The sequence below is a fragment of the Teichococcus wenyumeiae genome, assembly GCF_003696345.1.
In the GTDB taxonomy this organism is placed as follows: domain Bacteria; phylum Pseudomonadota; class Alphaproteobacteria; order Acetobacterales; family Acetobacteraceae; genus Pseudoroseomonas; species Pseudoroseomonas wenyumeiae.
The window spans coordinates 269171-281828 of sequence record NZ_RFLX01000002.1 but is presented as its reverse complement, the minus strand read 5'-3'; the positions used below and the strand labels follow the sequence as shown (position 1 = coordinate 281828).

Annotated in this window: 9 protein-coding genes; 6 read left to right on the top strand and 3 right to left on the bottom strand. The window is 69.6% G+C overall.

What is annotated here, in order from left to right; genetic code table 11:
• The first annotated feature begins 155 nt into the window (after positions 1-155).
• The 5 genes from EBE87_RS04285 to fzlA all read left to right on the top strand — a co-directional run bounded on the left by EBE87_RS04285 (position 156) and on the right by fzlA (position 8664).
• Positions 156-1124 (top strand): complex I NDUFA9 subunit family protein, encoded by a 969-nt coding sequence (locus EBE87_RS04285; RefSeq protein ID WP_120639459.1) that lies wholly within the window; start codon positions 156-158, stop codon positions 1122-1124.
• A 221-nt stretch (positions 1125-1345) separates the two neighbouring features.
• A complete protein-coding gene (locus tag EBE87_RS04280) occupies positions 1346-2788 on the top strand; it encodes an NAD(P)-dependent oxidoreductase (RefSeq protein ID WP_120639458.1) in 1443 nt (480 codons plus the stop codon).
• Complete coding sequence (locus EBE87_RS04275) at positions 2788-3300, top strand: DUF2059 domain-containing protein (RefSeq protein ID WP_122139896.1); 513 nt, start codon at positions 2788-2790, stop codon at positions 3298-3300. The genes EBE87_RS04280 and EBE87_RS04275 overlap by 1 nt, the downstream gene beginning before the upstream one ends.
• Positions 3301-3398: 98 nt before the next feature.
• Positions 3399-7877, top strand: a complete 4479-nt coding sequence (gene gltB / locus EBE87_RS04270; RefSeq protein ID WP_233553446.1) for a glutamate synthase large subunit — start codon at positions 3399-3401, stop codon at positions 7875-7877.
• A 118-nt stretch (positions 7878-7995) separates the two neighbouring features.
• Entirely contained in the window at positions 7996-8664 is a 669-nt protein-coding gene (fzlA, locus tag EBE87_RS04265) for an FtsZ-binding protein FzlA (RefSeq protein WP_120640688.1), read from the top strand.
• A 162-nt stretch (positions 8665-8826) separates the two neighbouring features.
• Here the strand turns inward: fzlA and EBE87_RS04260 are convergent, their stop codons facing one another.
• Positions 8827-9696, bottom strand: a complete 870-nt coding sequence (locus tag EBE87_RS04260) for a tetratricopeptide repeat protein (RefSeq protein ID WP_233553445.1) — start codon at positions 9694-9696, stop codon at positions 8827-8829.
• 103 nt (positions 9697-9799) lie between these two features.
• On the opposite strand from EBE87_RS04260, the gene EBE87_RS04255 reads away from it, so the two are divergent.
• Positions 9800-10681, top strand: coding sequence for a Rossmann-fold NAD(P)-binding domain-containing protein (locus tag EBE87_RS04255; protein ID WP_122139920.1), 882 nt, complete (start codon positions 9800-9802; stop codon positions 10679-10681).
• Here the strand turns inward: EBE87_RS04255 and EBE87_RS04250 are convergent.
• Both EBE87_RS04250 and EBE87_RS04245 read right to left on the bottom strand, forming a co-directional pair.
• A complete protein-coding gene (locus tag EBE87_RS04250) occupies positions 10595-11389 on the bottom strand; it encodes an alpha/beta hydrolase (protein WP_408887697.1) in 795 nt (264 codons plus the stop codon). The two genes, EBE87_RS04255 and EBE87_RS04250, sit on opposite strands and share 87 nt — an antisense overlap.
• Positions 11389-12522: a fumarylacetoacetate hydrolase family protein gene (locus tag EBE87_RS04245; RefSeq protein WP_120641029.1), complete on the bottom strand. Its 1134-nt coding sequence runs from the start codon at positions 12520-12522 to the stop codon at positions 11389-11391. The genes EBE87_RS04250 and EBE87_RS04245 overlap by 1 nt, the downstream gene beginning before the upstream one ends.
• Positions 12523-12658: the final 136 nt, after the last annotated feature.

The following is a 12658-nucleotide window of genomic DNA, read 5'->3' as shown; positions in this document are numbered from 1 at the left end:
GCGGGTGCGCGAACCGCCCCCGAAGCACGTTACGTTGGACCTGCATATAGAGAGCACGGAAGGGAGGGTCAAAGGTTCGGCAGCGCCTGGGCGGCTGGCGCGTTCAATCCTGAGCGCCATATCCACGGTTGGGAAGGCAGCAGGAGAGGCAGAGCATGATCACACGCAAGGTCGCCACGGTGTTCGGCGGGGCCGGCTTCATCGGGCGGCAGGTGGTGCAGCGGCTGGCGCGGCTGGACTATGTGGTGCGTGTGGTCGGCCGCAACCCGGAGGCGATGCGGCCGCTCATGACGGCGGGGCAGGTGGGCCAGGTGGTGCCCCTGGCCGCCGACCTGCGGCAGGACGCCGCCCTGGCCCGCGCGGTGGCCGAGGCCGACTGGGTGGTCAACCTCGTAGGCATCCTGGCCGAGGGGAAGCGCGGCGATTTCCAGCGCCTGCACGGGGAACTGCCGGGGCGGATCGGCCAGGTGGCGGCCATGGCCCGGGTAGGGCGGCTGGTGCATGTCTCGGCCATCGGCGCCGATAGCAGCGGCCCCAGCGATTACGCCCGCAGCAAGGCGGCGGGGGAGGCGGCACTGCGGGCGGCCTTTCCGCGCGCCACCATCCTGCGCCCTTCCATCGTCTTCGGGCCGGATGACAGCTTCTTCAACCGCTTCGGCGCCATGGCGCGGCTGATGCCGGTGCTGCCGGTGATCCGGGGCGGCACGAAATTCCAGCCGGTTTATGTGGGCGACGTGGCGGATGCGGTGCTGGCCAGCCTGACGCGCGACGATACCGAGGGCCGTGTCTATGAGCTGGGCGGGCCGCGCGTCGCCAGCTTCCGGGAATTGATGGCGCTGGTGCTGGACGCCACCGGCCGGCGCAGGCGGCTGGTCGAGATCCCGGACGCGCTGGCACGGCTGCTGGCACATCTGCCCGGCGGGCCGCTGACGGCGGACCAGCTGGCGCAGCTCGGGCGCGACAATGTGGTATCCCCCGGCGCGGATGGGCTGGCGGCGCTGGGCATCACGCCCAAGGCGATGGAATCGGTGGTGCCCGAATATCTGTCCCGCTTCCGGCACGGGGGACAGCACCAGGGCATGGACCTTAAGTCCGCTTCGGACATTTATCGTAAGATCAGGTGACGCCTTCTGCGTAACCTTGCACGGCAACGGATTTTTTAGGTCAGCATGACTGTCTAAATGGCCAAAATGTGCTGGCACCTGCTGTGCGGGCGTGCTTATCCTGCTCTCAGGACGGTGAACGCCCGCCCGCCGGTGCCTGCGCGGCCTGCCAGCCAAGCTCACCCGGCGCCTGATTAAACAACACGCCTGTTTTTTTCTTCCTGCCCGGGGAGCCCTTCGCCATGGCCGAACGCATGCTGCAATTCGTGCGCCTGTCCCAACAGACGCCGGACAAGCGCGACGCGGCCGAGCGACGCACCGATTTCGGCGAGATCTACCAGCGCTTCAGCGCGGAGCGCGCCAGCGAGCAGGCCAGCCGCTGCTCCCAGTGCGGCGTGCCCTTCTGCTCCGTGCATTGCCCGCTGAACCAGAACATCCCGGACTGGCTGAAGCTGACGGCCGAGGGCCGGCTGCAGGAAGCGCATGAGGTCAACGCCGCCACCAATACCTTCCCCGAGATCTGCGGCCGCGTCTGCCCGCAGGACCGGCTCTGTGAAGGCAATTGCGTGATCGAGAAGGGCTTCGAGAGCGTCACCATCGGCGCGGTGGAGCGCTACATCAACGACACCGCCTGGGAGATGGGCTGGGTCAAGCCGCCGACGCCCTCGCGGGAGCTGGCGCATTCCGTCGGCATCATCGGCGCGGGGCCCGCGGGCCTGGCGGCGGCGGAGCAGCTGCGCAAGCGCGGCTGGCAGGTCACGGTCTATGACCGTTATGACCGCGTCGGCGGGCTGATGATCTACGGCATCCCCAACTTCAAGCTGGAGAAGGAAGTGGTGCTCCGCCGCGCCGAGCAGTTCGCCGCCGGCGGTATCAACTTCGTGCTCAACTGCGCCATCGGCCGCGACGTCACGCTCGATGAGCTGCGCGCGAAGCACGACGCCGTGCTGATCGCCACCGGCGTCTACAAGGCGCGCGACATCGGCGGCGAGGGGGCCGATCTCTCCGGCATCGTGCCGGCGCTGGAATACCTCACCGCCTCCAACCGCGAGGGCCTGGGCGACGATGTGCCGGACTTCGCCAGCGGCGCGCTGAACGCGGCGGGCAAGCGGGTGGTCGTGATCGGCGGCGGCGACACCGCCATGGACTGCGTGCGCACCGCCATCCGCCAGGGCGCGGCCAGCGTCACCTGCCTCTACCGCCGCGACAAGGCCAACATGCCCGGCTCGATGCGCGAGGTGAAGAACGCGGAGGAGGAGGGCGTGACCTTCTCCTGGCTCTCCGCGCCCGAGGGCTTCGTGGGCGAGAACGGCGCCGTCACCGGCGTGCGCGCGGTGAAGATGCATCTGGGCCTGCCCGATGCCACCGGCCGCCAGCAGGTGGAGCGGATCGCCGGCAGCGAGTTCACCGAGCCCGCCGACCTGGTGATCAAGGCCCTGGGCTTCGACCCTGAGGACCTGCCCGCGATGTTTGGTGCGCCGGAGCTCGCGGTCTCCCGCTGGGGCACGGTGCAGGTGGACCGCCGCAGCATGATGACCAAGCTGCCCGGCGTCTTCGCTGCCGGCGACATCGTGCGCGGCGCCTCCCTGGTGGTCTGGGGCATCCGCGACGGCCGCGATGCCGCCGACCAGATCGAGAAATACGTGCTGGCCAAGGCGGTGACGCCGGCCCTGGCGGCCGAGTGATGCGCGCGCTTCGCATCGCCCTGCTGGGCGCCTCGCTGCTGGCCGCCGCGCCTGTGCTGGCGCAGCAGGCCCCGCCCGCCGCGCCGGGCGCCACGGCCGAGAGCCGCGCCGCCGCGCGGGACCTGCTGGTGGCGCTGGATTCCGCCAAGCAGGCCGAGCAGGTCATGAGCATGGTCTCGCAGCAGATCGTGGCGGCGCTGGCGCAGGCCAGCGGCAAGCCCGCCGCCGAGGTGCAGCAGATCGTGGACGAGGTGCTGATGCCCGAGTTCCGCGCCCGCCTGCCCGAGATGACCGATTTCACGACCGAGCTCTGGGCCAGCCAGATGACGGCGGCGGAGCTGCGCGAGCTGAAGGCCTTCTACGAGACGCCGCTTGGCCGGCGCCTGCAGGCCGTGACGCCGGCGGTGGCCGCCGGTGCCGCCGCCTTTGGCATGAAATGGGGCCAGGATGTCGGCATGAGCGCGCTTGCCAAGCACCGCGACACGCTGCGCGCCCGCGGCCTGAAGATCTGATTTTTTCTCGTTCCCGCCTGCCCGAAGGGAAACGCGCCTTGACCGACCTCACCGAAACCGGCGCCGCTTTCGCCGAGACCTTTGCCCGCAACGCCGCGCTGCTCAGCAGCGCCGCGCATGTGGACGTGACCGAGCATGATGCCTGCGGCGTCGGCCTGGTGGCCGCGCTGGACGGCAAGCCGCGCCGCGACGTGGTGCAGGCCGGCATCGACGCGCTGAAGGCGGTCTGGCACCGCGGCGCCGTGGATGCCGATGGCAAGACCGGCGACGGCGCCGGCATCCATATCGAGATCCCGCAGGACTTCTTCGCGGAAGTGGTGGAGCGCGGCGGCGACCGCCTGCGCCCCGGCCGCATCGCGGTGGGCATGGTCTTCATGCCCAAGACCGACCTGGGCGCGCAGGAGCGCTGCCGCCAGATCGTCGAGACGGAGATCCTGAACGCCGGCTACAACATCTATGGCTGGCGGCAGGTGCCGATCGACGTCTCCTGCATCGGCGAGAAGGCCAATGCGACGCGGCCCGAGATCGAGCAGATCCTGATCTGGGACCCCGAGCAGCGCGACGCCGCGACCTGCGAGCGGGACATGTATGTGATCCGCCGCCGGATCGAGAAGCAGGCCATCATGGCCCAGGTGCCGGAGCTGTACCTGTGCAGCCTCTCCGGCCGCTCGATGATCTACAAGGGCATGTTCCTGGCGGAGAACCTGACGGACTTCTACCCGGACCTGAAGGACGAGCGCTTCGTCAGCCGCTTCGCCATCTATCACCAGCGCTATTCCACCAATACCTTCCCGACCTGGCGCCTGGCCCAGCCCTTCCGGATGCTGGCGCATAACGGCGAGATCAACACCGTCCACGGCAACATCAACTGGATGAAGTCGCACGAGACGCGGCTGTCTCATCCGCTGCTCGATTCCTACATGGAGGACATCAAGCCGGTGGTGCAGGCGGGCGGCTCCGACACCGCCACGCTGGACAATGTCTTCGAGCTGCTGGTGCGCGCCGGCCGCGACGCGCCCATGGCCAAGGCGATGCTGATCCCGGAGAGCATCGGCAGCAACGCCACCATGCCGCGCGAGCACCAGGATCTCTTCCTGTATTGCAACGCCGTGATGGAGCCCTGGGACGGCCCCGCCGCCATTGCCGCGACCGATGGCCGCTGGGCGGTGGCGGGCCTCGACCGCAACGGCCTGCGCCCGATGCGCTACACCATCACAGCCGACAAGCTGCTGATCGTCGGCAGCGAGACCGGCATGGTGAAGGTGCGGGAGGACGAGGTGCTGGCCAAGGGGCGCCTTGGCCCGGGGCAGAGCATCGCCGTCGATCTCGACACCCAGACCTTCTACAACGAGAACCAGGTCAAGGATCTTCTTGCTGCCCGCAAGCCCTTTGGCGACTGGGTGAAGCGCACCACCAAGATCGACGGCATCGTCCGCAACGACGTGGACGAGACCCCCTCGCTGGAAGGCGAGGCGCTGCGCCGCCGCCAGCTGGCCATGGGCTTCACGCTGGAGGACCTGGAAAGCATCCTGCACCCGATGGTGGAGGATGGGCAGGAGCCGATCGGCTCCATGGGTGATGACACGCCCGTGGCGGTGCTGTCGCAGCACTACCGTGGCCTGCACCACTTCTTCCGCCAGATGTTCGCGCAGGTGACCAACCCGCCGATCGACAGCCTGCGCGAGACGCGGGTGATGACGATCAAGACGCGCCTCGGCAACCTGGGCAATATCCTCGACGAGGACCCCAGCCAGTGCGAGATGTTGCAGCTGGAAAGCCCCTTCCTCTCGAATGCCGAATTCGAGGCGATGCGCGGCTACATGGGCGACACCGCCTGCACGGTGGATTGCACCTTCCCCGTGGCGGATGGCGAGGCCGGCCTGCGCCGCGCGCTGGAGCGCATCCGGCATGAGGCGGAGGAGGGCGTGCGCTCCGGCTGCGCCCACGTCATTCTGACCGACGAGGCCTCCGGCCCCGAGCGCGCCGTGATCCCGATGATCCTGGCCGTGGGCGCGGTGCATACGCACCTCGTCAAGAACTCGCTGCGCACCTTCACCAGCCTGAACGTGCGGGCGGCGGAATGCATGGACGTGCATTACTTCGCCGTGCTGATCGGCGCCGGCGCCACCACGGTGAATGCCTATCTGGCGCAGGAAAGCATCGCGGACCGGCACCGCCGCGGGCTGTTCGGCCAGATGTCGCTGAAGGACTGCGTCGCGCGCTACCGCAAGGCCATCGACAAGGGCCTGCTGAAGACCATGTCCAAGATGGGCATTTCTGTTCTGTCTTCCTATCGCGGCGGCATGAACTTCGAGGCCATCGGGCTGTCGCGCGCGCTGGTGGCGGAGTTCTTCCCCGGCACGCAGTCCCGCATCTCCGGTATCGGCCTTTCGGGCATCGCGCGCCGCGTGCTGGCGATGCACCAGAAGGGCTGGGGCGCGGAAGCGGCGGTGCTGCCGGTGGGCGGGCTCTATAAGCTGCGCCGCCGGGGCGAGGCGCATGCCTTCGAGGCCAACCTGATCCACATGCTGCAGCATGCGGTGGAGACGGACAGCTACCAGACCTTCAAGCGTTACTCGGACCAGGTGCGGAAGCTGCCGCCCGTGGCGCTGCGCGACCTGCTGGACTTCCGCTTCGAGGGGCATCAGCCCATCGCGATCGAAGAGGTCGAGAGCATCACCGAGATCCGCAAGCGCCTGATCGCGCCCGGCATCTCGCTCGGCGCGCTGAGCCCCGAGGCGCATGAGACGCTGTCGATCGCCATGAACCGCATCGGCGCGCGTTCCGACAGCGGCGAGGGCGGCGAGGACCCGGAGCGTGCCAAGCCGCGCGCCAATGGCGACAATGCCAATTCCGCCATCAAGCAGATCGCCTCGGGCCGTTTCGGCGTCACCGCCGAATACCTGAACAACTGCCGCGAGATCGAGATCAAGGTGGCCCAGGGCGCCAAGCCCGGCGAGGGCGGGCAGTTGCCCGGCTTCAAGGTCACCGGCCTGATCGCCAAGCTGCGGCACGCGACGCCGGGCGTGATGCTGATCTCGCCGCCGCCGCATCACGACATCTATTCGATCGAGGATCTGGCGCAGCTCATCTACGACCTGAAGCAGATCAACCCGGATGCGACCGTCTGCGTGAAGCTGGTGTCGCGTTCCGGCATCGGCACCATCGCGGCGGGCGTGGCGAAGGCCAAGGCGGATGCCATTCTGGTGTCAGGTCATAACGGCGGCACGGGTGCCTCCCCGGTGTCCTCCATCAAGTACGCTGGCCTGCCCTGGGAGATGGGGCTTTCCGAATCCCATCAGGTGCTGCTGCTGAACCGGCTGCGCCACCGCATCAAGCTGCGCACCGACGGCGGCCTCAAGACCGGGCGCGACGTGGTGATGGCGGCCATGCTGGGCGCCGAGGAATTCGGCATCGGCACGGCGTCCCTGGTGGCCATGGGCTGCATCATGGTGCGGCAGTGCCACAGCAACACCTGCCCCGTGGGCGTCTGCTCGCAGGACGAGGAGCTGCGCAAGAAGTTCACCGGCACGCCGGAGAAGGTCATCAACCTCTTCTCCTTCGTCGCCGAGGAAGTGCGCGAGATCCTGGCGCAGCTCGGCTTCCGCAGGCTGGAGGACATCATCGGCCGCACCGACCTGCTGAAGCAGGTGTCGCGCGGTTCCGAGGACCTGGACGACCTCGACCTCAACCCGCTGCTGGTGCAGGCGGATGCCGGGCCCTTCCCGCGCTACTGCACGCTGGAAGGCCGCAACGAGGTGCCAGAGACGCTGGACGCGGACATGATCCGCGACGCGGCTTCGCTCTTCGAGCGGGGCGAGAAGATGCAGCTCGCCTACAATATCCGGAACACGCACCGCGCCATCGGCACCAAGATCAGCAGCAAGATCACCCGCAAGTTCGGCATGAGCGGCCTGCAGCCGGGCCACCTGACGGTGCGGCTGCGCGGCTCCGCCGGCCAGTCCCTCGGCGCCTTCGCGGTGCGCGGGCTGAAGCTGGAAGTGCTGGGCGATGCCAATGACTATGTGGGCAAGGGCCTTTCGGGCGGCACCATCGTCATCCGCCCGGCACCATCCTCGACGCTGGTCTGGAACGAGAACGCCATCATCGGCAATACCTGCCTCTATGGTGCGACGGCGGGCGAGCTCTTCGCGGCCGGCCAGGCGGGCGAGCGCTTCGCGGTGCGCAATTCCGGCGCCACCACGGTGGTGGAGGGCTGCGGCTCCAACGGCTGCGAATACATGACCGGCGGCGTGGCGGTGATCCTGGGCAGCGTGGGCGACAACTTCGGCGCCGGCTTCACCGGCGGCCAGGCCTTCGTCTACGACCCCGAGGGCACCTTCGAGCGGCGGGTCAACCCCGACACGCTGCTGTGGCGCCGCCTGTCTTCCCCCCATTGGGAAGGGATGCTGCAGGAACTGGTGGCGCGGCATGCCGCCGAAACCGGTTCCCGCCTCGCGGCACAGCTGCTGAACGACTGGCACGCGGTGCGCGGGCGCTTCTGGCACGTGGTGCCGAAGGAATACGCCCGCTACCTGCCGCAGCCGATGGAGGATGTTGTCCTGGCGGCGGAATAACCGCCGCTAGCGGGAGCGTAACAATCCTGCTGAAACCTCACGTTCAGGTGAGGGCAAGCTAGCGGAGGGGCGGCGTGCATGCGATAAGCGCCGCCCCTCCGTCGTCTGGCATAACCGCATGCGCATCCTCTACCACCTTCCCTTGTCTCCCTATGCCCGGAAGGTGCGCCTCGCGCTGAACGAGAAGCGCATTCCCTTCGAGCTTCGTGTGGAGCGGGTGTGGGAGCGCCGCGACGAGTTCATGGACATGAACCCGGCCGGCACCGTGCCGGTGCTGGCCGAGGAGAACGGCCTGGTCCTGGCCGACAGTTATGCCATCTGCGAGTATCTGGACGAGGCCTATCCCGAGCTGCCCCTGCTGGGCCGCACGCTGGCGGAGCGTGCCGAGGTGCGGCGCCTCGTGTCCTGGTTCGATGGCAAGTTCGCGCGGGAAGTGACGGCGAACCTCTATTACGAAAAGCAGATGAAGCGCCTGATGGGCCGGGGCAACCCCGATGCCGCGGCGCTGCGCGCGGGCTATGCCAACCTGAAGCCGCACCTGGATTACCTGGGCTGGCTGGCCGAGACGCGACTGTGGCTCGCCGGCAACTTCCTGTCCCTGGCGGACCTGACGGCGGCGGCGCATCTCTCGGCGCTGGATTACATCGGCGATATCGACTGGACCGTGAACGACGCCGCCAAGGACTGGTACGCGCGCGTGAAGTCCCGCCCCGGCTTCCGGCCCTTGCTGGCCGACCGTGTCAGCGGCGTGAACCCGCCGCCGCATTACGCCGACCTGGATTTCTGAGCACCACCTGCGGCCAGGGAAATGAATTCCCCCGGGCCCCCATCTTCTATTTTCGAATTTCGGGTGCCGCCTCTGGCAGCCCCGCTTTCCGCCTCACCAACTTGAAGAAGAAAGAAGGGGTCCAGGGGAATTCATTCCCCTGGCCTTTCTTCTGCCCGGCCTTCAGCGCCGCCTTGGCCCCGCCTCGTTCAGCGCCAGGTTCTGCCGTGCCAGATCGGCCGCCGCGCTGTCCGGGGCGGCTTCCACGGTGCGTTGCCAGTCCCGGCGGGCGCCGGCGGTGTCGCCCTTCAATTGCTTCAGGATGCCGCGTTCCAGCAGGGCCTCGGGGTGGCCGGGGTCGCGGGCCAGGGCGGATTCTACGTCGTCCATCGCATCCGTCTGCCGGTCCAGGTGGCGCAGGGCGGCGGCGCGGAAAACCAGTGTATCGGGCCGGCCGGGTTCCAGCTTCAGGGCGTAGTTGAGGTCCAGCAGCGCCTCGTCGTAGCGGCCCAGACTGGCGGCGGCCAAGGCGCGGTCCACCAGCAGCGCCGGGTCTTCCGGGGACAGCGTCAGGGCCATGGTGCTGGCGCCATAGGCGCGGCCGGGCTGGTTGGCCATGGTCCAGGCCTGTACTGCCTGGGCATAGACCGCCGCGCGGGCGGCATTGCCGGCCTTGGATTCGGAGGCCAGGCGCTCCAGCCGGCCGGCGGCGCGCTCGGGCTCGCCCAGGGCCAGTTGCGCCAGGGCAGTGCAGTGGCGGGCGCCTTCGCCGCCGCCATGCTGTTCCCAGGCTTCGGCCATGGCCAGGGCGTCTTCCGGCTCGGTGCGCAGCAGGGTCAGGCAGGTGTCGTATTCGGGGCTGTCGGTCAGGCGCGGCGGTTCGGGCGGCAGCGGCAGGCTGTTGCCGGGCGGCATCTCGGCCGGTGAGGCCGGGGCGGCCTGGGCCTCTGGCGGCGGGGCGGGGCGGGGCTCGGCGGCCTCGGTCAGGGTGGTGGAATGGAGCCAGAACACGGCGCCGGCACCAGTGACGGTCAGCAATGCGGCGGCGGACATGCCCAGCGCCATTTTGCGCCAGAGGGACCGCGCATGAGCTTGCGGGGGGGCTCGCATGGGCAGCAGTCTAGCCGCGTGCCGCAATCCACGCCACATGCAGGGCATGACAGCACGTTTGCTCATCCTCGGACTTGGCTATGCGGGCCAGGCTATCGCGGCGGAGGCCCTGCGCGCGGGCTTTCACGTTTCCGGCACCAGCCGGAATCCGGAGCATGCCGTGGCGCCGGAAGGGGTGGCCCTGCTGCGCTTCACGGAGGCCGGGCCGGCCATCGCCGCTGCCACGCATCTGGTGGCCACCGCCGCGCCGGGGGAGGAGGGCGACCCGGTGCTGGCCGCCCATGCCGGGGCCATCGCCGGGGCCAGGGATCTGCGCTGGGTGGGGTATCTTTCCACCACCGGGGTCTATGGCGACCGGGATGGCGGCTGGGTGGACGAGCGGACGCCCCCGGCGCCGGGGCAGGAGCGGTCCCGCCGCCGCCTGGCCGCCGAGCAGGCCTGGGCGGCGGCGCTGGGCGGGCGCTGCGCGCTGGACCTGTTCCGCACCGCCGGCATCTATGGCCCCGGCCGCAGCGCGCTGGACGAGGTGCGGAGCGGCCGCGCCCGCCGCGTGCTGCGCCCCGGCCACAGCTTCAGCCGCATCCATGTGGAGGATATCGCCCGCGCCGTGGTGGCCGCCGCCAGCGGCCCGCAGGGCACGGCGCCGCGCGTGCTGCACCTGGCCGATGACACGCCGGCCGAAAGCGCCGCCGTGACGGAGGAAGCCGCCCGCCTGCTGGGTGCCCCGCTGCCCCCGGCGGTGCCCTTCGAGGAAGCCTGGAAAGGCATGTCGCCGATGGGCCGGGGCTTCTGGGCGGAGAACCGCCGGGTGCGATCGGCGGCCACCCAGGCCGCGCTGGGGTTAAGTTGGCGCTATCCCGGCTTCCGGGAGGGGCTGGCTGCCATCCTGCGTGCCGAGCAGGCTGGTGAGGGTCTGCTCCAGCAATAGCAGGTCCTGCGGGCGGGAGAGGCGGTGGTCGCCGTCCTTCACCAGCAGGATGCGGACATCCTCGGTGCCGAGATGCGCTGCGAGGTCGGTGGCGGTCTGCCAGGGCACCTCGGCATCGCGCATGCCCTGCAGCAGCCGCACCGGGCCGGCGAAGGGCAGGGGCTGGCCGAAGACCGACTGCGCCCGGCCATCCTCCAGCAGCTTCGCGGTGATGGGCACCGGGTCGCCATAGGGATTGGGCTCGTGGAAGAACCCGTCGCGCGCCAGGGCGGCGCGGTTGGCCTCGGTCAGCGCCGGTTCCATCAGGCGGGAGGTGAAGTCCGGCGCGGCGGCGATGCCGACCAGTGCCCGCACCCGCGCGCCCCATTGCCGCGCCAGCAGCAGCGCGATCCAGCCGCCCATGGAGGAACCGACCAGCACCAGCGGCCCCGGCGCCCGCTGCCCGATCACCAGGGCCGCGTCCGCCGCCCAGGTGCCGATGCAGCCTTGCTCGAAGACGCCGCCGCTGGTGCCATGGCCGGAATAATCCAGCCGCAGGAAGGCCTGCCCGCGCGCGGCGCAGATGTCGCGCAGCGCCAGGGCCTTGGTGCCTTCCATGTCCGAGCGGAAGCCGCCCAGGAAGACCACGGTGGGGCCGCGCCCGGGCAGCGAGGCCCAGGCCAGTTCCACGCCGTCGCCCCGGTCCAGCCGGCCGGTCTCCTCCGCCATCATGCGCGCGGCAGCCCCCGCTGGCGCAGATTGGCCATCAGCGCGCCGATGCCGAAGCGCCAGGGTGGGCAGAGGTCCGTCCGCTCCACCGTGTTGCAGAGGGCGCCGAGGCGCGGGCTGGCGATATGCACCACGTCGCCATACTTGTGGGTGAAGCCCATGCCCGGCTCGCCGCGGTCCTGCGCCGGGGAGAAGGGGGTGCCGAGAAACAGCGCCGCGCCATCGGGGTACTGGTGGTGTGGGCCGATCATCTGCGCCACGAGGTCCGTCGGGTCGCGGCTGATGGCGCCGACCTTGCCGGATTCGGAGAGGCGGAAGCCATCCGTGCCCTCGATGGTCAGGGTGGTCTCGGCCTGCCGGATGTCCTCAAGCGTAAAACCCTCGTCGAAGAGGCGGATGGCGGGGCCGATGGCGCAGGCGGCGTTGTTGTCCTTGGCGCGGCCCAGCAGCAGGGCGGAGCGGCCCTCCACGTCGCGCAGGTTCACGTCATTGCCCAGCGCGGCGCCCAGGATGCGGCCCTGCGAATCCACCGCCAGCACCACCTCGGGCTCCGGATTGTTCCAGGCGCTGTCGGGATGCACGCCGATCTTGGCGCCGGAGCCGACGGAGGAGAGCGGCTGGCCCTTGGTGAAAACCTCGGCATCCGGGCCGATGCCCACTTCCAGGTACTGGCTCCACCAGCCGCGCTCGACCAGGTTCTGCTTCAGCGCCATGGCTTCCGGGCTGCCGGGGCGCAGGCTGGTCAGGTCGTCGCCGATGATGCCGCGCACCTCGGCCCGCACCGACTCGGCCTGGCTGGCATCGCCGCGGCAGCGCTCCTCGATCACGCGCTCCAGCATAGAGCGGACGTAGGTGACGCCGCAGGCTTTCAGCGCCTGCAGGTCGAAGGGGGAGAGCAGGCGGCCGTCGGCCAGCAGGGCCTGTACGTCCAGCGCCAGCTTCTCGCCGCGGGCGCGGATGGCGGCGGCGGGATGCGGGTCGTTCAGCCAGGCGCTGACGGTGCCGTAGGCGGGCGTCATGTCGAAGACTTCGCCCTTGGCGAGAGCGATGGCCATCGGCCCATCCTCGCCCTGGATGCGCAGCGCGAAGTGGCCTTCGCGCCAATCCTGCGGCCAAGCGGTTTCAAGCGGCATCGGCATTTCCCCTCGAAGGATTTTCTCCGTGGTAGCGCGATCCGGCCGCCACGGCCATCCACCGGCACGGCGTGTGGCGCGGGCGGCGCGCGGGGCTGGGCTGACATTCCCGTGCCAGGGCGCTAATGCGGCGCCC